This is a genomic window from Stenotrophomonas sp. INTA L402-1, from assembly GCF_059295135.1.
The window spans coordinates 27,357-47,275 of sequence record NZ_JCAFWP010000002.1; the positions used below are offsets into that span (position 1 = coordinate 27,357).

General features: G+C 65.7%; 24 protein-coding genes. 4 read left to right on the plus strand and 20 right to left on the minus strand.

The genetic code is table 11. The features are described 5' to 3' along the window. Positions 1-45: 45 nt before the first annotated feature. Entirely contained in the window at positions 46-483 is a 438-nt protein-coding gene (locus tag AC5O77_RS02735) for a GNAT family N-acetyltransferase (RefSeq protein WP_121504556.1), read from the plus strand. Here AC5O77_RS02735 and AC5O77_RS02740 read toward each other — a convergent pair. From AC5O77_RS02740 to AC5O77_RS02750, 3 genes are all read right to left on the minus strand, one after another. After that, the gene (locus tag AC5O77_RS02740) at positions 462-803 is read right to left on the minus strand and encodes a low molecular weight protein tyrosine phosphatase family protein (protein ID WP_032128660.1); all 342 of its coding nucleotides are present in this window, start codon (positions 801-803) and stop codon (positions 462-464) included. The two genes, AC5O77_RS02735 and AC5O77_RS02740, sit on opposite strands and share 22 nt — an antisense overlap. After that, on the minus strand, positions 800-1,000 hold the full coding sequence (locus AC5O77_RS02745; protein WP_014647847.1) for a hypothetical protein: 201 nt from the start codon (positions 998-1,000) through the stop codon (positions 800-802). The genes AC5O77_RS02740 and AC5O77_RS02745 overlap by 4 nt, the downstream gene beginning before the upstream one ends. Before the next feature lie 292 nt (positions 1,001-1,292). Beyond that, on the minus strand, positions 1,293-1,793 hold the full coding sequence (locus AC5O77_RS02750) for a hypothetical protein (protein ID WP_494506426.1): 501 nt from the start codon (positions 1,791-1,793) through the stop codon (positions 1,293-1,295). A gap of 244 nt (positions 1,794-2,037) precedes the next feature. Here AC5O77_RS02750 and AC5O77_RS02755 point away from each other — a divergent pair, with 244 nt between their 5' ends. After that, positions 2,038-2,703 carry an SOS response-associated peptidase gene (locus AC5O77_RS02755; RefSeq protein WP_494506427.1) on the plus strand — a complete coding sequence of 222 codons (666 nt, stop codon included), beginning with the start codon at positions 2,038-2,040 and terminating at the stop codon, positions 2,701-2,703. Positions 2,704-2,735: 32 nt separating this feature from the next. Here the strand turns inward: AC5O77_RS02755 and AC5O77_RS02760 are convergent, their stop codons facing one another. Genes AC5O77_RS02760 through AC5O77_RS02800 form a run of 9 tightly spaced genes read right to left on the minus strand, consistent with a single transcriptional unit; the run spans position 2,736 to position 9,282 of the window. Further along, on the minus strand, positions 2,736-3,488 hold the full coding sequence (locus tag AC5O77_RS02760) for a LamG-like jellyroll fold domain-containing protein (protein WP_494506428.1): 753 nt from the start codon (positions 3,486-3,488) through the stop codon (positions 2,736-2,738). A 5-nt stretch (positions 3,489-3,493) separates the two neighbouring features. After that, the gene (locus AC5O77_RS02765; RefSeq protein WP_494506429.1) at positions 3,494-5,812 is read right to left on the minus strand and encodes a hypothetical protein; all 2,319 of its coding nucleotides are present in this window, start codon (positions 5,810-5,812) and stop codon (positions 3,494-3,496) included. Positions 5,813-5,821: 9 nt separating this feature from the next. Continuing rightward, positions 5,822-6,859: a hypothetical protein gene (locus AC5O77_RS02770; protein WP_494506430.1), complete on the minus strand. Its 1,038-nt coding sequence runs from the start codon at positions 6,857-6,859 to the stop codon at positions 5,822-5,824. Next, positions 6,856-7,143 carry an Rz1-like lysis system protein LysC gene (locus AC5O77_RS02775; RefSeq protein ID WP_494506431.1) on the minus strand — a complete coding sequence of 96 codons (288 nt, stop codon included), beginning with the start codon at positions 7,141-7,143 and terminating at the stop codon, positions 6,856-6,858. Before AC5O77_RS02775 ends, AC5O77_RS02770 begins: the two co-directional genes overlap by 4 nt. Continuing rightward, positions 7,119-7,553, minus strand: coding sequence for a hypothetical protein (locus AC5O77_RS02780; protein ID WP_494506432.1), 435 nt, complete (start codon positions 7,551-7,553; stop codon positions 7,119-7,121). The genes AC5O77_RS02775 and AC5O77_RS02780 overlap by 25 nt, the downstream gene beginning before the upstream one ends. Beyond that, on the minus strand, positions 7,540-7,764 hold the full coding sequence (locus AC5O77_RS02785) for a DUF7940 domain-containing protein (RefSeq protein ID WP_478487453.1): 225 nt from the start codon (positions 7,762-7,764) through the stop codon (positions 7,540-7,542). The genes AC5O77_RS02780 and AC5O77_RS02785 overlap by 14 nt, the downstream gene beginning before the upstream one ends. Continuing rightward, entirely contained in the window at positions 7,761-8,078 is a 318-nt protein-coding gene (locus AC5O77_RS02790; RefSeq protein ID WP_478487455.1) for a hypothetical protein, read from the minus strand. The genes AC5O77_RS02785 and AC5O77_RS02790 overlap by 4 nt, the downstream gene beginning before the upstream one ends. Continuing rightward, positions 8,075-8,575 carry a glycoside hydrolase family 24 protein gene (locus AC5O77_RS02795; protein ID WP_494506433.1) on the minus strand — a complete coding sequence of 167 codons (501 nt, stop codon included), beginning with the start codon at positions 8,573-8,575 and terminating at the stop codon, positions 8,075-8,077. Before AC5O77_RS02795 ends, AC5O77_RS02790 begins: the two co-directional genes overlap by 4 nt. After that, a complete protein-coding gene (locus tag AC5O77_RS02800) occupies positions 8,572-9,282 on the minus strand; it encodes an NUMOD3 domain-containing DNA-binding protein (protein ID WP_494506434.1) in 711 nt (236 codons plus the stop codon). Before AC5O77_RS02800 ends, AC5O77_RS02795 begins: the two co-directional genes overlap by 4 nt. A gap of 124 nt (positions 9,283-9,406) precedes the next feature. Between AC5O77_RS02800 and AC5O77_RS02805 the strand changes: the two genes are divergently transcribed. After that, positions 9,407-9,886: a hypothetical protein gene (locus AC5O77_RS02805; protein WP_494506435.1), complete on the plus strand. Its 480-nt coding sequence runs from the start codon at positions 9,407-9,409 to the stop codon at positions 9,884-9,886. A gap of 260 nt (positions 9,887-10,146) precedes the next feature. Beyond that, positions 10,147-10,431, plus strand: a complete 285-nt coding sequence (locus tag AC5O77_RS02810; protein ID WP_494506436.1) for a hypothetical protein — start codon at positions 10,147-10,149, stop codon at positions 10,429-10,431. A 163-nt stretch (positions 10,432-10,594) separates the two neighbouring features. On the opposite strand, the gene AC5O77_RS02815 is transcribed toward AC5O77_RS02810, so the two are convergent. The 8 genes from AC5O77_RS02815 to AC5O77_RS02850 are packed head-to-tail and all read right to left on the minus strand — an operon-like array spanning position 10,595 to position 19,897. Then, entirely contained in the window at positions 10,595-12,706 is a 2,112-nt protein-coding gene (locus tag AC5O77_RS02815; protein ID WP_494506437.1) for a hypothetical protein, read from the minus strand. Next, on the minus strand, positions 12,706-13,740 hold the full coding sequence (locus AC5O77_RS02820) for a hypothetical protein (RefSeq protein ID WP_494506438.1): 1,035 nt from the start codon (positions 13,738-13,740) through the stop codon (positions 12,706-12,708). Before AC5O77_RS02820 ends, AC5O77_RS02815 begins: the two co-directional genes overlap by 1 nt. A 1-nt stretch (position 13,741) precedes the next feature. Further along, on the minus strand, positions 13,742-14,416 hold the full coding sequence (locus tag AC5O77_RS02825; RefSeq protein ID WP_494506439.1) for a hypothetical protein: 675 nt from the start codon (positions 14,414-14,416) through the stop codon (positions 13,742-13,744). Further along, a complete protein-coding gene (locus AC5O77_RS02830; protein WP_494506440.1) occupies positions 14,413-14,841 on the minus strand; it encodes a hypothetical protein in 429 nt (142 codons plus the stop codon). Before AC5O77_RS02830 ends, AC5O77_RS02825 begins: the two co-directional genes overlap by 4 nt. Before the next feature lie 5 nt (positions 14,842-14,846). Then, the gene (locus tag AC5O77_RS02835; protein ID WP_494506441.1) at positions 14,847-15,458 is read right to left on the minus strand and encodes a hypothetical protein; all 612 of its coding nucleotides are present in this window, start codon (positions 15,456-15,458) and stop codon (positions 14,847-14,849) included. Beyond that, complete coding sequence (locus AC5O77_RS02840) at positions 15,458-15,967, minus strand: hypothetical protein (protein ID WP_494506442.1); 510 nt, start codon at positions 15,965-15,967, stop codon at positions 15,458-15,460. The genes AC5O77_RS02835 and AC5O77_RS02840 overlap by 1 nt, the downstream gene beginning before the upstream one ends. A 37-nt stretch (positions 15,968-16,004) precedes the next feature. Next, positions 16,005-18,485, minus strand: a complete 2,481-nt coding sequence (locus AC5O77_RS02845) for a hypothetical protein (RefSeq protein ID WP_494506443.1) — start codon at positions 18,483-18,485, stop codon at positions 16,005-16,007. After that, complete coding sequence (locus AC5O77_RS02850; RefSeq protein ID WP_494506444.1) at positions 18,485-19,897, minus strand: phage adaptor protein; 1,413 nt, start codon at positions 19,895-19,897, stop codon at positions 18,485-18,487. The genes AC5O77_RS02845 and AC5O77_RS02850 overlap by 1 nt, the downstream gene beginning before the upstream one ends. Positions 19,898-19,919 lie beyond the last annotated feature (22 nt).

A 19,919-nucleotide genomic window follows, 5' to 3' on the forward strand; every position in this document is an offset into this window, starting at 1 on the left:
TGCGGCAGAGCCGATAGACTGAGCCCTCCTGTCAGGAGCCCGACCATGCCCGCTGCGACTGCGCCGCGCGTCCGCGACGCGACGCCCGCCGATGCCTCTGCGCTGATCGCACTCGACAGCGTGGCGGCAAGCGACCCTCGACGGGCGGAACAGATTGGCGAGTGGTTGGCGCGGGGCAACGTGCATGTTGCCGAGCAGGAGCGCGAGATCGTTGGCTACATGACCCTCCATGAGCACTTCTTCGGCGAAGGCTTCGTCGAAATGCTGATGGTCGCGCGCGAGCGGCGCAGCCAGGGCGTCGGCGCCGCACTGCTGCGGCACGCGATCGCACAGCGTGGACAGCGCAAGCTGTTCACCTCGACCAATGCCTCCAACATCGCCATGCAGCGCCTGCTCGTTGCATCGGGCTTCATCGACAGCGGCATCGTGCATGGACTGGATGACGGCGACCCGGAGCTGATCTACCGCTTTGCCGGCAGCTGATCGAGATACGCGGTCACCTTGGTGTCCAGCAGATCCATCAGCACGGGATCCATGCAGCGATAGTCGTCCGGGATATCCAGGCAATGCAGGCGCTTGTGTTCCAGCAGGCGCGCGTATGCGGCCTGCAGGCGATGCTGATGCTTGGCCTCCATCACGAAGATGACATCGGCCCAGCGGATGTCCGCCGGGCCGATGGGGCGTCGTGCATGCGGGCTGGTGCCGGCCGACAGCGCAGTGAAGCCGGGCCGCCGTCGCCACATGGCTTCGGCGGTTGGGCTGCGCAGCTGGTTGCGGCTGCAGACGAACAGCAGGTTGATCATTCCTGTTCCTGCAATTGGCGGGCGCTGAGCACCGGATAGGTGAAGCCCAGCTGGCGTGCGCGCGCGAGCTTGGCATCGCGCGTGTACAGCAGCTTCCAGTTCTTCTCGGGCTTGTAGCTGTAGGCGGTCGTGGCGCGGTCGCCACCACGGTTGCGCGCCTGGCTGCGACGCCAGGCACGGTTTCTTGCAGAGTCCATGATGTGTTCTCGTGAGTACCGGGTTCAGCAGCCGCGGTAGTACGAGTGGCGCGCAGCATACACCGCACGCACAAAAAAGCCCACGCATCGCTGCGCAGGCTTCTTGATTCATCACAGTGGTCGGGACGGCCGGATTCGAACCGACGACCCTCTGCCCCCCAGGCATCGTTACAGATAGGCCCATCCTGTTGATCCGTAAGGGAATAAGGTGCAGTGACGCCTTCCCAAAAGTGCAGATCGCGCCCCAATCCAATCAATCACTTACGCGTGGATAGGGTGCAGACCGCCACGCCTATACACCCCGCCGCATCTGCTGCAGCCCTGCCCTCACCCATGCCTTGCGGGCGTCCTTCGGGCGGGGCTTCGTCTCGGCCGGCGGCCTGCGCGGCTCCAACGCTGCCTTGATCCGCTCGACCTCCTTCGCGCCGGCCTCGGCTAGGCGCCGGGCCTGTTGCTGCTGCTCGCGGGTCGGCGGCAGTCCGGGTAGTGGCGGCGGCGGCTGGATCGGCGTGCTGTCGGTCAGCCGGGCAACGGCCTCACGAAGGGGCAGATCGGGATACAGCCTCGCCGCGCACCAGCGCTCGGCATAGCGCTTCGCCTGCCGGACGTTGGCGGCGCGCGCTTCCTTGGTGTGCCACATCTTCTGGCCTTCCATCCATAGGCGGACCCCGGGACCGCCATCGGGCGTGACGCTGGCCGTCTCGCGAGCGTTGTACCAGAGCGCCCAGCGCTCACCGGTCTGGACCCAGCCAGATGGAATTGGGGCGGTGCGGAAGCCATGGGAAGAACGCATGGCCGGAAGGATACGACCGGCTGTCGCAGATCCTGCGAACGCGGGGACCACGTGGCTGAATCGTTCGGAATCGGTGCCGGCGCGGCGCTGCTCAAGCGCCCCCGGGTTGAGCTGCCTGCGGCCCCGGATCCGGCAAGGTCAGGATGCCCGCCTTGGCTGGTCGATACCATCGGGCAACCTCGCCCTGTCGGGTCGGGCTGTCCCTACACGCCCCGGGCACGGCCGGCCGGGCTACCCTCCGGCCATGTGCGGCCGATTCGTCCAGCTCCCCGTGATCGACTTCGGCCAGCCGGGGCTGGCTGACCTTGCCCCCGGCCTGGCCGAGATCCAGCCCAGCTACAACCTGGCGCCGACGCAGCGCGCATCGGTGATCCTGGACCGCGGCGAAGGCCGGCAGGTCACGCGTCTGGCCTGGGGCCTGCTGCCGTTCTGGGCCAAGGCCAAGGGCCTGCAGGGATCGACGATCAACGCCCGCATCGAGACGGTGGCCACCAAGCCCGCCTTCCGGGCGGCGTTCAAAAAGCGCCGCTGCGTGATCCCGATGGCTGGCTACTACGAGTGGTCGGTCAGCCCGATCGACGAGAAGAAGGACCCGTGGTTCATCCACGCCGCCGGGCCGCTGCTGGCCGCTGGCCTGTGGGAGGATGCCAGCCCCCTGCTGCCCGACGGCAACCTGGGCACCTTCACCATCATCACCGGCGACAGCAGCGGCGTCTCGGCCGACATCCACGACCGCATGCCGGTCTGGCTGCAGGCCGGCCAGCTCGATGAGTGGATGGCAGCTGGCCCGGACGATGCCATGGCGATGCTGCTGGCCAGCGAGACGCCGGCGATGGAGGCCTATCGGGTCACCCGCGCGGTGAACACGCCACGGAACAACCGCGAGGATCTGCTGCAGCCGGTTGCCTGAGAGGGTCGAGCTTGGCCCGACCCTGCCAGGTGTCAAGCAGTCAAGCCGTACACGTTCTGGAAGTAGTTCCGCAACTTGGCTGCTACCTCGTTCCCTGCGGCGCTGCCATCGAGCGCACCCAGCCCGTTGCAGAAAATCACGTCGCTGATTGCACCGTTCCAGAACTGAGACCCGCCGGGCAGCGCGCCCAAGGCAATGTTGGTAGTTCCGGGGGCGCCGGAGGCCGCTGCGGTATTCACCTGCCCCCCGATCGCCAAAGCAATGTTGGTACCGTCATAGCTCGCGATGAACGCGAACGGCACTCCTACCTGCACTGGCAGCTGCGCTGTCGACGTCCCTCGCTGGAATCGGAGGACGCTCGTTCCAGCACTCACGTTGAGAATGCTGCGCGTGCTGCTATTCGTGAAAACTGCCAGCAGGTTTCCAGTCGCCGCGTTGTTGTCGAGCCGGGCAATACCTGCCCAGGTATATGGCTGGGTGAGGTCCACTGACTCGCCAAGGATGCAGTAGTCGGGATCCGCTGGGTTGAAGACCGCCCCGCTGTATCCCGCGAACTGGTTGGGGGAAAGGTCCGGCGAGTTGGCAGCACCGTTTCTGTTGAACTTCGAGCTGGCGTTCTTCCGGTTGATGAAAGCGGAAATCCCGCTGGTATCGGTCTCGGTGAAGCGCGCATCCGCTTGGAACCAGTGAGAGACCCTTGCATCAGCCAGCAGAGCGCTTGCATGGCTCGGGTACACCGGGATACCGGGATTATTGAACGGCTGGGGATAGGTGAATCCAGACATGAGGGTTACTCCGTAACGGGGATTTCAAAGCGGATGGCGTAGTGGCGCACATGAGACGGGACATCAATTCCCCGCTGGCGCCACCAGCTCGCGCGGTCTGTCCTCACCATCAGATTGCCGCGGCGGGTAGGCCAGTAGGGAACGTCACTGAAAGCGTCGATCGCATATCGGAGCGTCTTGCCGCTGCCGGTGGGTGCCGTCGCGAGGGTGATCCGCACAGTTCGCGGGCCTTGCAGCGTCACAGCAGTGATTACTGGCGGCGAGGCATCATCGGTGTAGCTGAACCCATGATTGGGCGTCGCCGGCACCCAATCGGCGTCGATGGCCAGAGCCGCACCAGGGCGATCCAGCATGGTGCCCTCGAACGTCACATCGATGATGTTCCCCGAGCGCACCGCCAAAACAGGCTGGATAGGCTTCCACGCGCCCTTGTCGACGATCGACGCATACACGTCCGCATAGGTCTCGCCCAGCATCAGCCGCCCTTCCGGTCCGGTGTGCACCGTGCTGGGCCCTGTGGATTCATCCCCAAGCTTGAACTGGTACATGGGGCCGGCCAGGAAAGAGTCGGCGCGCGAATTTGCAACATCCCACTGGCCCTGGCTCGCGTAATTCTCGCCCGAACTTGCCTTGCTCATGTTCGTCTGCCAGATAGCCACCTTCACGTCTGGGGCCTGGCCGGTTGCGGCCTTGAATCCAGGCAGAACGGTATTTAACAGGTCATTGAGCTGGGTCGCATAGTTCTCCCTCCCGGATGGCCCTGCCTCGCCCTGGATCCACTGCATCACGTCCAGCTCAGCGGTCCGGGCATAGGTTGCCGCCAGAGCGACGGAACGCTGCAGGAAGGTCACAGCATTCTCGTAGTTCCAGAATCCGCTGATGGCGTTCGGATAGAAGCTGGTGATCGGCTGAGACCCATGCCATGCCGTCGCAGCGATGTAGCCGGGATCCTGCCGACCTGCCCATGCGTTGTACTGGGTGATGCCGTAGCTTGAACAGATCGCAGGCGTCTGTGCAAGGTCGAAATCCAGCGCCGCCACGAAGTCGCTCAGCGTCGCCGCCGACATGTGCACGGTGCCCTGCTGACTAGAGCCGTTGACGCCGGCAAAGCCCACGGTGGAATGCGGCCAAGGTGCATCGGACACGATCCGACCGGTGGATCCACCCAGGCCAGCGTTGGACTGGCCGTAGACGAACACCACCTTCATTCGCTGGCTCGACGGTGCGGCCATCATCAGCGTGGGCTGTGCCCCCGCAATCAGCTGACGCGCGTCGTAGGTGCGCGCGGCGCGGTCTGACACCGTCGCCGTGTTGTACGCCGCATTTGCGTAGTGACGAACGTTGTAGACGTTGCTACCCCAGTCCCCGCGCAGTGATGGCGGCGCGCCGGCAATGTTCTCGCCGATGTAGGTGAGGGAGGCTGCGTCCGGCAGCACATAGGTGAGGCCGGTGCTGGGATCGAACCCGATACCCACTTTCCCATCTACCGACGATGCGACTACCCCGATCATCCGCGGGCCGTCTCGCGACGGGACGGTGTTGGTGCCAGGCACCACCACGTCTGCAACGTTTACGCCACCTTTCGAATTGAACCCGACCACACGACCGTCGCGCGCTTGAATCGGGAACGAAAAGCCGGTGATTCCATCGCGCTCCAGGTTTCGCAGCGCTTCCCCTTGCTGGGCGACCGCGAGGCCCCGTGCGGTCGCCGCTACCGGCTCCAACGCAGACTTGTCCGCTTTCTGCGCAAGAATATCGGCGCGCAGCCATTGCCAGGCCGTGCCGGTCCACTTGTACTGCCCCGAGTTGCTCACCGGCTGGCCACTAACAGGGTCAGTATGGTTGCCGTTGTCGCTGGTGACGAACGCACCCTGCCCCGCGAAGGTGCCAGACGATGCTGCCAGCTCGGCCCAAGTGGCAGTGTAGATAGCGTCGCTCGACTGCGCCGCCTCCAAGTTGTCCACACGTACATTGGTTGCGGCGTTGGTCGTGTCGATCTTCGCATTGATCACCGCAACCGAGGCGTCCAGTACCGCAGGCTGTACAGCGCTGGCGGCAAGGCTGCCCTGGGCGGCTGATGCGAAAGCATCTGTCGGTTCGAATGCCGCGCTGCCAAGACTTTCGGTCAGGTTTTCCAGCGCTCCCACCTTAAAGTCGATGGAATCGACGTCATCGGACTCATTCACTCCCAGCTTGCGCTGCACAGCCTCGATGGCGTCGTTTGCGTCGCCATGCTGATCTGAGTGCGTGCGCGCCTGCGCTTGACTGTCGTTCGGCCGCGGGTTCTCGAACTGGTCGATGTCGGCAGGAAATTTCGTGGTCATCGGGCTACCTCAGGAGATGCGAACGCAGAGGACGGAACCGTTGCGGTACATCGCACCGACGGCCACACCAGCGGTTGCGGCTGCGGCGTCATCAACGGCGTTGGGAAGGGTGGTCAGCGAAGCGATGGCCACGAAGTCGGTGGCGGCGCGCGTGGCGGCAGTGCCGAGGCCGAGGGCGTCGGCGATGTCGGTCGCGGTCACGTCGCCCTGCAGGCCCACCACGGAACGGGTGGCGTCCACGTCTGCGGCGTCCAGCGAGACGGTGCCGGTCTGACCGTTCACGGATTGCACCAGGTCGGGCGGCGTCTGCAGCAGCGTCCAGTCGGCCATCGTGCCAGCGCTGCCGCCGTTCTGGATGTACGTGCGGCTCTGGTCCGTGCGCACGGCGACATCGCCCTCCTGCGCATCCAGCGCAAGCTGCGCGGCCTGGCTGTTCACCACGAAGGTGGACGTGATCGCCAGCGCCGGCAGGTACTGCGTGGGGATCTTGCTGGCCGCGTCGAGCGGCGCCAGGCCGTTGGCTGCACCCTTCTGCGCGGCGATGCGCGCATCGGCCCGAGCATCAGCACGCGCGGCGGTGAAGTACAGATTGCTCCCGCCCTCGGCCAGGTCGTCGGTGCTTGCTGCCGCGGTGGCGATGACGCGGCCGTACACGTCGCGGGTGATCTTCAATAGCGCCTGGCCGTCTTCGGTGTTCCCGACTTCTTCCAGCCGCACCACGGTATCGCCTTCACGGCCGTTGCCGTTGACGACGTTGATGCCTCCACCGGAGCGGAAGGTGCGCATGCGCCAGTCGCCCGGGCCAACCAGCACCGGGTACCCCATGCCCGACAGCTTGGCGAACGCGTCCAGGTTCTTCGGAACGTTGGTGACCTTATCCCACGCCACGCTGCTGCTGCTGCCGGAGCCACCGCCGAGTTGGGCCGGATCGATCAGTGTCTTGCCGTCGGCCGCGTACAGGTTGACGCCCACGATCGCGCCCTTGGTGGCATCAGGGTTGATGTTCACCACACGGCCGAGGTTGTCCTGAAGCTTGACCTTGCTCACGGCTGGGTCTTCCCCTCGCCCAGGCTGCGGATCTCGCCCATGCGGGTGTCGCAGTCCTGCAGCACGATCAGGTTGGCGTTGTAGGCGGCCACCACAGCCTCAATCGTGCGGGACGTGGCGCGCTTGGCCGGGCATGGCTTGGTCAGGCGCGAGTCGACGGGCACCTGCTTCTCCACCGGAACGTAGACAGTGTCCGGCAGGTTCGGCCGCTGGGGCTTCTTCGAGCATGTGCCGAAGCCACACAGAGGCAGCAGCAGGATCAGAGCAAAGGAATGGAATCGCACAGGGCCATCTCCAGTTGGGACCGGCAAGCCGGTGTGTTCTTGGCGGCCTCCAGGGCCTTCTCCGCGGCAGTGGCGCGTCGCTGACCCTCAGCCGCTGCCTTTTCGGCACGGCGGGCCGCAGCATCGGAGGCCTTTCGGGCTGCCTCGGCCGCATCGATGGATGCCTGGGTCTGCCGATTCACTTCCTGCAGCAGCTCGCCAGCGGCGTTGGCCGCACGCAGGTTCTCCGCAGCCTCGGCGCGCGCGCCGTCGAGCTGCCGCTGCACGGCTTCGATCTGCTCCCGGTCCTGTGCAGCCTGACGGTCCTCGCCTCGCTGGCAGCCGGCCACGAACAGACCGCCAGCCAGCAGCGCCGCAAGGCCCCAGCGGATCAGGTCTGCATACGGCCGGATCGGGTCAGGGATTTGCATCGGAGCGTCTCCGGGCCTTCAGCACGCGGGCCACTACGCCGACCGCGCCGAGCGCGCGGATCGACCACTTCGCCGGCTCAGGCAGCTCGTCCATCCAGCCCATAGCGGCGATCGCGTCGTACATGTCCGGGAACAGGCACACCAGGCCGAACACCCACACCGAGGCCAGCTTCCAGGCGCGGCGCCACCCGTCGATCAGCTCGACCTTCATTTCAGCCCCCTGAGCTGCTTCAGCTCCTTGATGTCGGCCTTGTTCTGCTCGACCTGCACGGCCAGCTTGGCCAGTTCGAGTTTCAGCGCCGGCACATCGGCCAGCTGCGTGTTGAAGGTCTGCAGCTGCTGCTGCACGGTGGCCATCTGCTGGTTCGTGACCTGCTGCTGGGTCAGCACCGCCTGCATCGAGCTGATCAGCCAGTACCCACCGGCGACCATGAAGCCGGCGAAGGCCCCGACGATCCATTTCTCGACGGGGCCGAGCGAAATGCGGGTGCGGCCGTCCTGGCTCGGCTGGGCTTCCATGCTCATACGCCCCCACCCAGAGTGCCGCCGGCCTTCTTGTAGATCTGCCGCAGCTTCTCCAGGCTCTGTTCGTGCTGGCCGTAGTTGGCGCCCGGCAGGCTGGCCCACTCCTTGGCGCACAGCGCCACAGCGCGGTCGAACTGGCCGGCCTTCACCGCATCGAGCGCGCGGCGGCCTCGGATCAGCTCGATGCAGCCCTTGTCCTGGCTCAGCGGGCTGAAATCCGGCAGCTTTAGCCGAGCCTGCAAGGTGGCCCAAGTCCGCTTCAGGAACTGGTACCGGCCGGCAGCGGTGGAGCTGAGCGTGGAATTCAGCCGCACCAGCCTCTCGGGGTGCTTGCTGAGGTCGGAGAACAGGCCGCCGCCCACCAGGACGTCATAGCCGCGGTCCCTGGTCGGCTGACGGCCGTTGTCCGTACCTTCCGACCAAGCGATCATCGAAAGGAACGCGCAGACGTTCGCTCCGCCAGCTTCCTGGGGCGAGATTTCAGGCTTGCTCGTCATGCTGCCGACCTCCATTGCTCGCCGCGCTTCACGCGGTAGAACTGGGACTTGGAGATGCCCCACATCTGCTTTGCGTCTCGGAGTCCGATTTCGCCCAGCCGGATGGCCTTAACGGCCTCAGCGGTGAGGATTGCCCGATGATTCAATGCGCCCGAGGCGCTCGGGACAGGACGACCCAACTTCGCAGTGCTAATGCGCGCTCTGGTCTCTGCGGAAAACTCGCGCCCGGCCATCGCATCCGAGATCTTCTGGCGCGTCTCCATGGACAGGTGCCGGCCGACCATCGCTGCGGACTGCTTTTGCCGCTGGCGTAGCGAGATGGTCTTCCCACGGTGCGCTGCTCCGATCTTCGCGCGCTCTTCAGCGGAATGACTATGGCCCAGCCAGCCAAGGCCGCCGGCGGTGAGGTTCAGGAGGGACTCGCCACTTCTGTATTGGCTGATCCATGCCCGTTCCCTTTCCTGCCAGTCATCGGACGCGGAGAGCTTTTCCAGCACTCGGATGCCAGGCCTTTCGTCACCATCGAGCAGCCCGACGATCCACAGGCACACCGGGCGACTCGTGCCCGTCTTTGCTGCCGAGATGTGACCGCCAAGCCGCTCAGCCAACGGCTTCGTGGTATGGCCAACGTACCTGACGGCCCCGCCGCCTGGCTCGGTCAGGGCGTAGATTACGCCGCCCGCCTCCTGTGCTGTGATTCGTGCCACTGTCGGCCCCCTTGGAATTGATGGGCCTACGGTGCCTTCTGGGGGGAGGCGATCAATGGGAGAAATCCGTACTCCGGTAGAGTTGGCGGCGCCAACCAACCCAACCGCTACCGGAGACGGACAGATGGAACTACTTGACAGGGCATACCAGCGGCAACTGCTCCTGACACTGGCCGAAAGCTATCCCCAGTCAGTTGATGCCGGCACCCTGATGGCGGGGGAATTCGCTAAGGCGGGCGTCAACATCGCCTATCTACACGAGCATGAACTGCTGTGGGGCGAATGGTTTGGCCCAGCACATCGGGGAAACCCGCTGATGCAGGCAAAAATCACTGCCAAGGGCATGGACTTCCTGGCTGACGATGGCGGCCTGGGCGCAATCCTCGGCGTCGTCACGATCAAGCTTCACGATGACCAGCTGAAGGCACTCATCGAGGCCAAGGTGCTCAGCTCGGATCTGCCTCCGCCCGATAAGCAGCGATTCCTCGATCAGCTTCGAGAGCTGCCCGGCGAGACCACCAAACACCTTGTACTGAAGTTGGTGGATGCTGGTCTGGACAACTGGCAGAGAGCACTTCCACTGCTGCAAAACATGCTGGGTTAGACGCCACCCGCTGGAACAAGATGACGGCATCGGCATGCAGCGGAACGGTGAACTCGTCGCCGGGACAGTCCGGCCACTCGATGAACATGCCTTCCCCGGTGACGACGATGGCGGCTGACAGCATGGCGGCCTCTGGGCTGATCGGTATGGGCCACCCTACCCCCGGCCCCCGGCCCTTCAATGGGCGCAGGGCTGGGCGGCGCTGGTGGTAGGATGCCGCTCACCAACCTGCCGCCAGATGGACCGATATGCGAGGGAATATGAAATTCGTTGTGATCGCTGCTTGCGCCGCACTCGCTGGCTGCGTTGCCAGCTCCGGCATCGTCCCGGATGGCCCCGATGGCTACCACATCGCTGCGCGAGGACGTACCGGATTCTCGTCATCCGGGAAGATGCAGCAGGCGAACTACCAACAGGCTGCAGCCTTCTGCCAGCAGAAGGGCAAGGTGATGGAAACCGTCAATGCTGACTCCAAGCAGGCCCGCGCGTTCGGCGGCTGGCCCGACGCTACCCTCCACTTCCGCTGTGTTAACCGAGCCGACTGAGGTTCAGTCCGAGGCCCCCATGACAGACGATCGATTCAAGGATGCCGGGCAGTTCCACCCGGAGAAGGCCTGGAGCGAGATCCGGCGCAAGGACTGGGAGCGCAAGCACGAAGCCGGCTCCCGTGGTGGCGGTTGGATGGCGCTGGCATTGATTGCATGCGCCCTACTGGTCGTCGTTTGCGCCGGCGGATTCCTGCTCGGCCTTCCCAAGCTCCTCAGCAATTTCCTTTAGCTCTGGGTCCCCAGTGCTCAACGCGATGTTTCGGAGCGAAGCCAGCGAACCGGTAACGGATCCCACTGGCGCGGTAGTGGCCCGAGACAACCATTTCACGAAGCGCGGGTTGGTCAACAGCCTCGCTCCACCATTTGCGCCTAAGCCTGCTCCGATCAGCTGGGCGGTCGTGGTCCCGGTGACGTCCATCAGCGACGCCACCAGCGCGGCGCCATAGGTGTACGCTGCAGCGCGATTCCCCGTACCGCTGGGATTGGCGAACACCTGCGACCCGCTCTTGATGTTGTCGGCCACCCGGGCGATCTGGTCCATATCCTTGGCGAAGCCCGGGCCGTAGTGGCCGAACAGCTCCCGCCGCGCCTCATCGGAAAGCTTGCTCCAGTTCGTCATGAACGTGCCGGGGCTAAATTGCTCGGCCGGCAGTCCGGCCTGGCCCGGCGTCGGGCGGCCCATCCGGTTCAGCACGGCAGCCGTCAGCGACTTCTTGCCATCATCCGGCAGAGCCTCCATCACGCGCTTCAGCGTGGTGCCGCCCTCACCAGCGCCAGCCATCACCGCGTTGTAGACCTTCTCCGGGCCGCCAGCCTTGTTCACCACACGCTCCAGCTGCTTCAGCTGTTCCTGCGTGGACTTGAAGTAGGCATTCGCCCGCGCCAGAGCCTCGGGGGCCTTGCCACCCTGCGCCTGCACAGCAGCTTCGATGTCGTCGCCCATTGCGCGGTATACGCCGCGCAGCTGCGAGGTGGCCCGGTCAGGTGTGAGGGTGAAGTCGAACAGGCCGTTGCCCAGGTTCGACCGCAGATCCTTGAAGGTCTGATAGGGCAGCGCGGTGCCACCTTCGCCCAGGTCGGAAGCGATGTTGCGCGCCAGCTGCGTGACCTCGTCAGGGATCATCGACGCGGCGGACGCTGGCGCGCCTGGATCAACCGCGGTCAGCCGCGCCAGCTCGGCATTGGTCCGGTCCAAGCGCACTGGAGTATCCGACGGCACCAGCTGGTCGACGGCGTCATACAACGCCCGGCGGCGCGCAGTGACGTCGCCCTTGAAGGCAGCGACGCCCTTTTCGATGGCCATGCCAGCGTTCTGCCGGGTGGGGTCTGCCGCCAGTGCGCGAGACCGCTCCCCGAGGTTCTTGGCGATGTCGCTGCCCTGCCCTTCGGCAAAACGGCGCATCACGCCCGAGCTGGTCGGCGCCCCCGCCAGCAGGTTCTCCACTCCCTGCAGGTTGGTGTTGCCCGATGCCTGGCCGACGGATGGGGTAGTGCCCAACGCCTCGAAATCGGCAATGGTGTTCCGCATGGCCTCGCCGGAGCGGCCGCGCACGGCGCCACGCACTGCTGCCGCTCCGCCCTGCATGATAGCCGCCGGGCCGATGCCGCCAGCGAGTGCGGCCGCCAGCTGGCCAACAGGACCTGCACCGCTCTCCCGAGCCAGCCCGGCCGCGCCAGAACTGCCGATCGTGCTGATCGCCTGCAGCACCGGCTGTGCAGTGAGGAACTCTCCAGCGCGCTCGGCAACGCCAGGAACAGCAGTGGGTGCACGGGCAGCTGTAGTCAGCGTGGGCGCCACTGCACGCCCCGCATTGAGGGCCGCACCGCCGCCAAGGGTTAGTGCGGTACCGGTCAGCGCTTCGCCGACATCGCCCAGCACGCGGTCGCCGGCGGTCTGCGCCTGCGGCAGGCCAAGCACGTCGGCCAGCCGCGCAGCGTTGTCCCGGAAGCTGGCTACGGGCCGTCCGGTGAGTTTGGTTTCCAACGCGCCCAGGGCATCGCCACCGAGCGCGCCCAGCAGGCTGCCGCCGCCTTGGAGAATCGAGCGCAGGCCGAAGGCCGCATCACGCCCCATGCCGTACTCCCAGCCGTCAGGCGCCACGGCCTGCACAGCTGGTAGATCCGTGATCGGTGGGTGGGCAGCTGGCGCTTGGGGACCTTGCTCCGCATCGCGCTGGGCCTTGTAGGCCTGCGCCAGCCGGCGGGCATCCTCAGTGTTGCCGGCGGCATCGGCGGCGCGCAGGGCCTGTTCGAGCTGTTCCAGAGTGGCCATCAGCGAACCCCATACTTGCCGAGAAGGTCATCAACACCGCCGCCAGCGGGCGGAGCTGCGTTTGGGGCAATGCTGACGCCCTGGAGTTCGGTCACGAAGTCGCGCAGCTGGCGCATGGTTCGCGCGTTCACCTCTGGCGCGACACCGAGACTCGGGTACTGCAACGCGGCGATGCGTGCTTCTAGGTCGGACTGCGAACCAACGCCTGGAACGCGAGTCAGTGCCAGCATCGAGTTCTGGATCGCACCCACAGCGGCATCCAGCTCCTGGCCGGCGGGCGTGTTCCGCATCACGTATTGGTCCAGCGGCCCAGTATCAAATAGCGCCCCCGATAGTCCCCCCAAGGCGCTTTGGATACGATCAAGCCCGCGCGTAACGTTGCCCAACTGCGCCGCCTTCGTGGTGACTGCCTGCTGTGCCTTCATGTCGGCTGCGCTGGCAGGCTTAGGCTGACCTGGGGCGGCGGTTCCGCCTGCGCCGGCACGCATTTCCTTCATCAGGTCGATCTGCTGCGCCTGCCTTGTCCGCGCAGCAGTCGCATAGCTGGATGCGGCCGAGGCGTTGCGCTGTCCGATGGCGGACTGGCCGACAGGAGTGACGTTTACGGACTGGCCGACGGCGCCATAAGGGTCGAAGAGCGTCCCTTCGCTCATGGTGGCCGTTTGGCGAGGTTTGCCAGAGATCGCAGTCATGATGTCGTTGAGCAGCGGCACGTTCCCGCTGCGCGCTGCGTCCATCGCCTCGGATTGGAACCCCTGCGTCTGCACGTCGCCGTGGTATCCGCTGATCTTCGTGGGATCAGCGCCCATGCGCAGCATTGTCGAGAGCATCGCGGCTTCGGGACGAGCAGTGCCGTTGGCGATCATCGATCCCAACAGTTCATCGCGTGCAATCGCTTCGTCTTGCTTGATTTGAGCGCCAGCCAAAAGTTGTGCCAACTGGGCTTGCTTCGAAACACCGCGCGTGTAGGAGTCGTTGCCCCCAGCCGCGGTGCCGGCGAACACCTCGCCCAGCCTTTCCCATCCGTTCGCCATGTCACTGCCCCCACAGGGATTGATTGTTGAACCAGCTGGTCGCCTCGTTGCCGAAGCCCCGGTTCGAGCCCTTCCCCATCAAGCCAGCAAGGGTGGGAGCGTCTTTGTTCGCCTGGTTCGCCGAGTAGGCGCGCGCGCCAACCTGCGCCAGCTGGCCGGCCGCCATCAGCCACGGATCGGGCTGGATACCCTGCATGCGCATTTTCGCCAGGAAGTCATCGCTGGCCGCCTCTCGGCCGATCAGGCCCAGCTGCGATGCCAGGTTCCCACTCTGCAGCACCTCGCGCCTGCGCTGCTGTTGAGGCGCGTCGATCCGAGCCATCAGGTTGGCGGCACGTTGGCCGTAGTCGCTGATGCCCAGGGCGGCGTCGTTGGACGCAGTGCGATAGCTGTCGCTGACGGCGCCCGCCTGATTGAGGCCACGACTGGCAGCGGCCTGTGCGGCGCGTGACTGGTCCATCATGCTGCGCGCGGTGCTTGCACGCTCGGTACTGCCGTCATCCGTCGCACGCTGTGTCAGCAGCTGGTTCACCGCGTAGTCGGCGCGCTCCTGGTTGGCCGCCTGCTGGTAGATGCGGTTCGCCGCTTGGTTGTCGGCCTTCTTGGCAGCTTGGTGCTGCGTGTACTGCTGCGTTGCGGCGCCGATCACCGCGATGGCCGTTGCGACCCACGTCATGGCTGTGCCTCCAATTCCAGCGGCTCGTCGTCGGGCATGATCACCAGCGCCTCGATCCGCTCCAGATCCGTTTCGTCCGTGAGGTGGACGGTTACCAGCTCGCTCGGTGCGTGCGCGTAGATGGCCCGCTTCATCCCCGGCGGCGAGTCGATGACGTGGAATCCCTGCAGCTCCACCATGCCGTCGGCGGTGCGCAGGGTGACGTGGCCAGAGACAATCAGGGCATGCCGGAAGCGGTGACGCTTGCCCACGACCAGTGCACCGGCCGGCATCGACATGCGGCGCAGGTACTGGCCCGGAAGGAAGGTGTGCTCCACCGGCATGTCCGCCTGCGGCAGCTGCGCGCACAGGTCCTGCAGCTGCACGATGTCAGCAAGCGATGGCTGGCTCACCAGCCGAGCCATGGTGCTGATCACGTCGGGCATCGCGTTCATTGGCGACCGCCATAGCCGAAGCCCGGCTGGAACAAGGTGTTGAAGTCGCGTGCACCGCGCCGCTCCTGCGCCGCCTCTCGGCTGCGGCTGTACAGGTCTGCGAATCCGCTAAAGATGTCGCCCAGGTTCTCTGCCCGCAGTCGGCCCTGCGCGGCCTGTAGGTTGCCCTGCAGCGCCTGAGCGGACTGCGTTGCGCCGCTGGTCAGGCTCATGCCACCGGCGACCTGCGACAGCAGGTTCTGGCGCGAGGTCTCGTCCGATGCCCTCAGGTCGGCCAGTGCGCCCTGCGCCAGGCGCTCGGCATCCAGCACGCCGCGCTGATAGTCCTCGCCGAGGCGACGGTTGGCGTCTACAGCTGCGGATCCGCCTGCGAGGCCGCTGCGGGCCATGGCGAACTTCAGGCTTCGGTCTGCCTGCTCCTTCTGTCGCCCCAGCTCGCCACCGTAGAAATCCCGAGTGGCGCCCAGGAAGTCGTCGTAGCCGGCTTGGCGCGAGGGTGCGCTGTAGAGCCGATTCACCTGGTCTGTGGCGCGATTGATGTTCGAGGTTCGCCAGGCCTCGGTCTGTGCCGCGGCATTTGCCGCCTTGCTTCCGCTACTGCCGCCCATCAGGCACCTCGCATACGTGAAAAGTGAGCGATGTCCTCGCCGTTGGCGCCCTGCCTGCTCCAGACACCGTCGTCCTGCATTCCCAGCGACCGTTCGAACCACTCGATGGCCGCCAAGCGGTCAGCCAGAGCATTGACCTGCAGGCGCCGCGCGCCGGCTGCAAACAGCTGGTCGATCAGCCATCGGCTGGCCTTCGTCATCGCGCGCCACTGCTCGGCCCAGCCCTGTTCAGTGCCGACCATCCACGATTGCCAGATGCCCGGTCCGACCGGCTCGAATCCGCCAGCAGCAGCGGGCGTCCCATCAGCGCGCAGCACGGTGAGCGCATACGGGGAAGAAGTGGCCCAGGCGTTCACCAACGCGTGCGCGGTGGTATCAGGGCTGTAGGCGTTGCCGCCAAGGACGGCTAGGAACTGTCGTTGCTCTTCGTGCCGAAGAATGTCGGCCAGCACCACCAGGTGGAGTGGCCGACAGGGAACAACATTGCGCGGGAGACGTGGGGAAATCATGCCGAAATGCTGACTTCCTACCCCCCTTGATCAATGGTCACGCCATGGGGCGGAAGTCCTGCACATACAGACCGAAGGCGTTCCATTGCCACGCCTCGGTGCCGTCGTACACCAGCCGCACAGCGAACGTCGGCGCCGCCATCGACATTGGCACCGGGCCACCGGTGAGCGTGTCCGGGTCCACCTTGTATGCAGGGGTAAACGCCCCGCCATTGGTCTGGTCGAAGCCGACCTGTATACCGACCTTGCCCCGTCCCACCACCTCGAACCCGTACAGCATCTTCGTGACGCCGGCCGGGCCGAAATCCAGCCACGGCCACTGGATGACACCTTGAAACGGGGTGAACACGCCCGGTGAGAGCTCGTCCCCGATCGCGCCATCGACCATGCGATAGATGCGGTTGGCCGAACGCAGGTAGAGCGCGTCGCCCTGGATCGCCCAGGTGTGCACCTCGAACGGGAAGACGTACCGCGACCAGGCGCCCACCTGTCCAATCTGCGTCATGGTGTAAACGAAAACCTCTGTCTGGCCGTCCTTCGCGAACATCAGCCAGTACTGGCCAGCGGCCGGGAAGTACAGGCCGCGCGGCACCACCGAAGGCTGCGCCAGCCATGCCTGCACCAGCGGGTCGATCGGCATGCCTACGTCGCCAGCCTGGAAGTTCGTGCTGCTGGCAGCGATGCCGACGCTTCGCACGCCCTGGCTGGCCAGGAACAGCAGATCGTTGCCCACTGCCGCAATGGCGCGGTGCTGGGTGCTGCCAACCGGCAGCGCGTCGAGCAGCGACATGCTGGCCGGATCTTCATCGATCTGCCACAGCTGGAATGCCTCGGCATTGAACACGGTCAGGTTGCCGCGGTAGAGGCCCATGGCCGCCACCGGATTTGCGCCGTAGTTCTGCAGGCCCGTGGGCAGGAACCCGGCATCGTTGGCGCTGCTCCAGTCCTTCGGCGCCACGGTGGCGCTATACGGAACGGTGTCGCCATTGCCGGCGAAGACCTTCGAGGCGCCGATCAGCACTACCTTGCTGTTGGGGCAGTTCGGGTCCTCTACCCGGCGGCTCACGGCCTGCCAGGTCACGCTGCCATCCACCACGGTGCCGCCCACGTTGGTTGGCCACGCCGGCTCGCTGCCGCCGCTCACGTACAGCGGGGATGCTGTCCAGGTGACGCGGGTGATCGCCACAGCTTCCCAGGTCACCCCGCCATCGACCACGCGCTTACCGAGGATGTTCGGCCACGCCGGTTCTGTGGCACCGGTATGCGCCACCACGTCCTGCACGGCGCGGTATACCAGGCCTGCAGGGAGGCCATTCACGGCACCGCTGACAGAGAGGTTATCGGCACCGGTCACGTGGTCATGGTCTCCAACCGACCACAGAGCGATGACGCCCCGGGCATACGACGCGCCGGCCGGCTTCGGCGAAACTGCAGTGGAGATCGCCGCATCGCTGCTGACGATGTTCCCCTGCGTGTAGCTGATCATCACGTCGTCCTTGTCGTACCACCGGACCTCCACCCAGCCGCGCGTGGCGCCGGCCTTGGCCGGACCTTGCTCGATCAGGCAGTTCGCCGTGAGCGATCCCCCATCGGCGACCACAAAGCGCGCCTGATTCACCGCCGCGCCATCGCTGATGCGCCCGGGCAGTTCCAGCTTGCCCGACACGATGTGCGCACCGCCTTCCAGATCCCAGCCGGTGTTACCCGCAGTGAAGTCGCCGTTGATTGGGGCTGTTGCCGTGGGACTGGGCAGGTTCACCGGCCTGATCAGGTCGCCCTTTGCCGCCTGCTTGGCAGCAGTCCACTGCGGGACCGAGCCGCCCGCCGTGCCGCTGCCCGCATTCCCCAGCGGGTTCTCCAGCGGAACGTCCTCGTTCACGGTGCCGCCGGCTGTTGCCGGCCACTGCGGTTCGGTGTCGCCGGAGCGCGCGTTGGCACCGCTCACCGAGCTGACCGTGTACTTGAAGCCGTTGTTGGCCGACGGCACCACCACGTTACCCACCGTGCGTGCTGCGTAGGCCTCCCATGTTGCGTGGCCACCACCCGTATCCACCAGGGTATAGGCCAAGCCGTTGGGCGCCGTGGGGCTGACCAGCGCACCGGGCAGGTACGTGGTGTTGGGTGACCAGGGTTTCCCCTCTTCCAGCCAGTAGTGATAGGTCGACCCATCGGAAAACTCGGCCACCACGTACAGGAACCCCAGATACGGCAGCGAGTAGTGGATCTCCTTCAGCGTGGCCGCGCCGTTGCTCGGGTGTTTCAGAACCACCACCGAGTAGCCGGGGCCAGCCGGCATCACCTGGTCGGCATAGACGACGAACGCGCCCTTGAAAGAGGTCAGGCCGATCGTGCCGGGCGGCAGGTCCAGCTGGATGCGCGCGGCCTGGCGCATGCGGATGGTGCGGGCCGCGGTCACGTAGCCGTTGAGCAGATCGAACAGCGCATCCTCCGACGCGCCGCCCTTGTCGCGCAGGCGGGTGATGCCGGCCTTTACGGCGGTCAGGTAGGTGGCGCGCATCAGTTGCCCTCCGGCCAGCCGCCAACGGGAATCGGGCGCCGCGCCGGCGGAATCTGCCGCGTGCCGGGGATGTAGCGCCGGGTGCCGTGGGAGCCGGCGATCAGCTGCCGCACATAGGCCTGGGCCTGCTGCATGTAGTTGCCGGCGTCGGGCTGCTTGTAGTGCGCCTTCGCGTTCGCCAGAGCATGCAGGAACACCGCGCGGCTGTTGACCGTCAGCAGGTCGTCGTCACCGGTGAGCCACTTCAGGCCAAGGTGGCCGCGGATCTTGATCGTGTACGCGCGGTCGGGTGCCGGGAAGATCTCGATACAGCCGGTGATCCGGTAATACGCCGGCTTGCTCAGCGAGGTGCTGGTGTACAGCACAGGGTCGATGCCGTCGATCAGGGGCGTCCACTGCACGTCGTCCTGGATCCCCGCCCAGGTGATACGCCGGAAGTCCAGGTACTGATCCAGATCCAGCGGCACGTCGTACAGGTTGGCGCCGGGCACGCACTGGATGGTCCACCACCGCTCGGTGCGCAGTTCCTTGTACTGCTGATACAGCTGGTCCTGCGCGTCACGAATGAAGCTGTCGACCATCGCGTCGAGGTCGAACGGCCGACGCCGTGCCATCTCCTGCAGGCGGCTGTAGTAGGCCTCGGCATCCTTCTGGCCGTACTTTGCCTTCGCATCGGCGATCGCCTGCATTTCCACGGCCACGCCGTCGATCAGGGTCTTGTCGTCGCCTTCGACCAGCGGCGCCTTCCCGTCGCCGTAGCGGTCCATTGCATACCGCTGCAGCAGCGAGTCCTGCGCGGTGTTGATGATCTGGTTCACGTCCGCAGACTTCGCCACGGTGGTGATGTAGCCGCCCAGCTGGTCGTAGTAGGCCTTCGCGTCCTGCTGGCCGTGGTGGGCCTTGCCGTTGGCCAGCGCCAGCAGGAAGACGGCCCACGGATCGAGCGTGGTCACGTCGGCGTCGTCATGGAACGGTGCCAGCGGCGTGCTGACGCTCAGCCGGTACTGGTGCTGCAGCGCCACCTGCGCTTCGGAAAGGAAGTTGGTCAGCAGCTCCTTGACGCCAGGTGCCCAGGCATCGGCAGTGGCCTGCGCGGAGAATCCAAGCCGGCGCAGCAGGTCCAGCCGCAGCGATGCCATCGTGCGCGGTGCAGGAGTGCCCACGTAGGTGAAGCCAAGCGCCGTCGATACCGTCTGCCGCAGCTGGTCGAACGTGCGCTGCACCTTCACCGGCTCGACCACGAAGCCGAGGCGGCGGATAACCTCCTGCCGTGCCTTCTTCAGGGACCATTCCACGCCCAGCGATGACAGGTTCACCTGGCCGGTGTCGTAGTTGATCGGCGCGTCATACCCCAGCGGGCTGTCGTAGACGTTGCCGCCGTTGACCATGATCGGTGCGTTGTTGCCGCCCATATCGTTCTCCAGAAAGAAAAAC

Excerpts from the sequence above, each read along its gene's own strand:
- AC5O77_RS02835 (WP_494506441.1), bottom strand. The coding sequence starts at position 15,458 with ATGGGCGGCAGTAGCGGAAGCAAGGCGGCAAATGCCGCGGCACAGACC.
- AC5O77_RS02820 (WP_494506438.1), bottom strand. The coding sequence starts at position 13,740 with ATGGCGAACGGATGGGAAAGGCTGGGCGAGGTGTTCGCCGGCACCGCG.
- AC5O77_RS02810 (WP_494506436.1), top strand. The coding sequence starts at position 10,147 with ATGAAATTCGTTGTGATCGCTGCTTGCGCCGCACTCGCTGGCTGCGTT.
- AC5O77_RS02740 (WP_032128660.1), bottom strand. The coding sequence starts at position 803 with ATGATCAACCTGCTGTTCGTCTGCAGCCGCAACCAGCTGCGCAGCCCA.
- AC5O77_RS02840 (WP_494506442.1), bottom strand. The coding sequence starts at position 15,967 with ATGATTTCCCCACGTCTCCCGCGCAATGTTGTTCCCTGTCGGCCACTC.
- AC5O77_RS02760 (WP_494506428.1), bottom strand. The coding sequence starts at position 3,488 with ATGTCTGGATTCACCTATCCCCAGCCGTTCAATAATCCCGGTATCCCG.
- AC5O77_RS02805 (WP_494506435.1), top strand. The coding sequence starts at position 9,407 with ATGGAACTACTTGACAGGGCATACCAGCGGCAACTGCTCCTGACACTG.
- AC5O77_RS02735 (WP_121504556.1), top strand. The coding sequence starts at position 46 with ATGCCCGCTGCGACTGCGCCGCGCGTCCGCGACGCGACGCCCGCCGAT.
- AC5O77_RS02745 (WP_014647847.1), bottom strand. The coding sequence starts at position 1,000 with ATGGACTCTGCAAGAAACCGTGCCTGGCGTCGCAGCCAGGCGCGCAAC.
- AC5O77_RS02845 (WP_494506443.1), bottom strand. The coding sequence starts at position 18,485 with ATGCGCGCCACCTACCTGACCGCCGTAAAGGCCGGCATCACCCGCCTG.
- AC5O77_RS02790 (WP_478487455.1), bottom strand. The coding sequence starts at position 8,078 with ATGAGCATGGAAGCCCAGCCGAGCCAGGACGGCCGCACCCGCATTTCG.
- AC5O77_RS02780 (WP_494506432.1), bottom strand. The coding sequence starts at position 7,553 with ATGCAAATCCCTGACCCGATCCGGCCGTATGCAGACCTGATCCGCTGG.
- AC5O77_RS02750 (WP_494506426.1), bottom strand. The coding sequence starts at position 1,793 with ATGCGTTCTTCCCATGGCTTCCGCACCGCCCCAATTCCATCTGGCTGG.
- AC5O77_RS02825 (WP_494506439.1), bottom strand. The coding sequence starts at position 14,416 with ATGACGTGGGTCGCAACGGCCATCGCGGTGATCGGCGCCGCAACGCAG.
- AC5O77_RS02850 (WP_494506444.1), bottom strand. The coding sequence starts at position 19,897 with ATGGGCGGCAACAACGCACCGATCATGGTCAACGGCGGCAACGTCTAC.
- AC5O77_RS02815 (WP_494506437.1), bottom strand. The coding sequence starts at position 12,706 with ATGGCCACTCTGGAACAGCTCGAACAGGCCCTGCGCGCCGCCGATGCC.
- AC5O77_RS02765 (WP_494506429.1), bottom strand. The coding sequence starts at position 5,812 with ATGACCACGAAATTTCCTGCCGACATCGACCAGTTCGAGAACCCGCGG.
- AC5O77_RS02755 (WP_494506427.1), top strand. The coding sequence starts at position 2,038 with ATGTGCGGCCGATTCGTCCAGCTCCCCGTGATCGACTTCGGCCAGCCG.
- AC5O77_RS02830 (WP_494506440.1), bottom strand. The coding sequence starts at position 14,841 with ATGCCCGACGTGATCAGCACCATGGCTCGGCTGGTGAGCCAGCCATCG.
- AC5O77_RS02795 (WP_494506433.1), bottom strand. The coding sequence starts at position 8,575 with ATGACGAGCAAGCCTGAAATCTCGCCCCAGGAAGCTGGCGGAGCGAAC.
- AC5O77_RS02785 (WP_478487453.1), bottom strand. The coding sequence starts at position 7,764 with ATGAAGGTCGAGCTGATCGACGGGTGGCGCCGCGCCTGGAAGCTGGCC.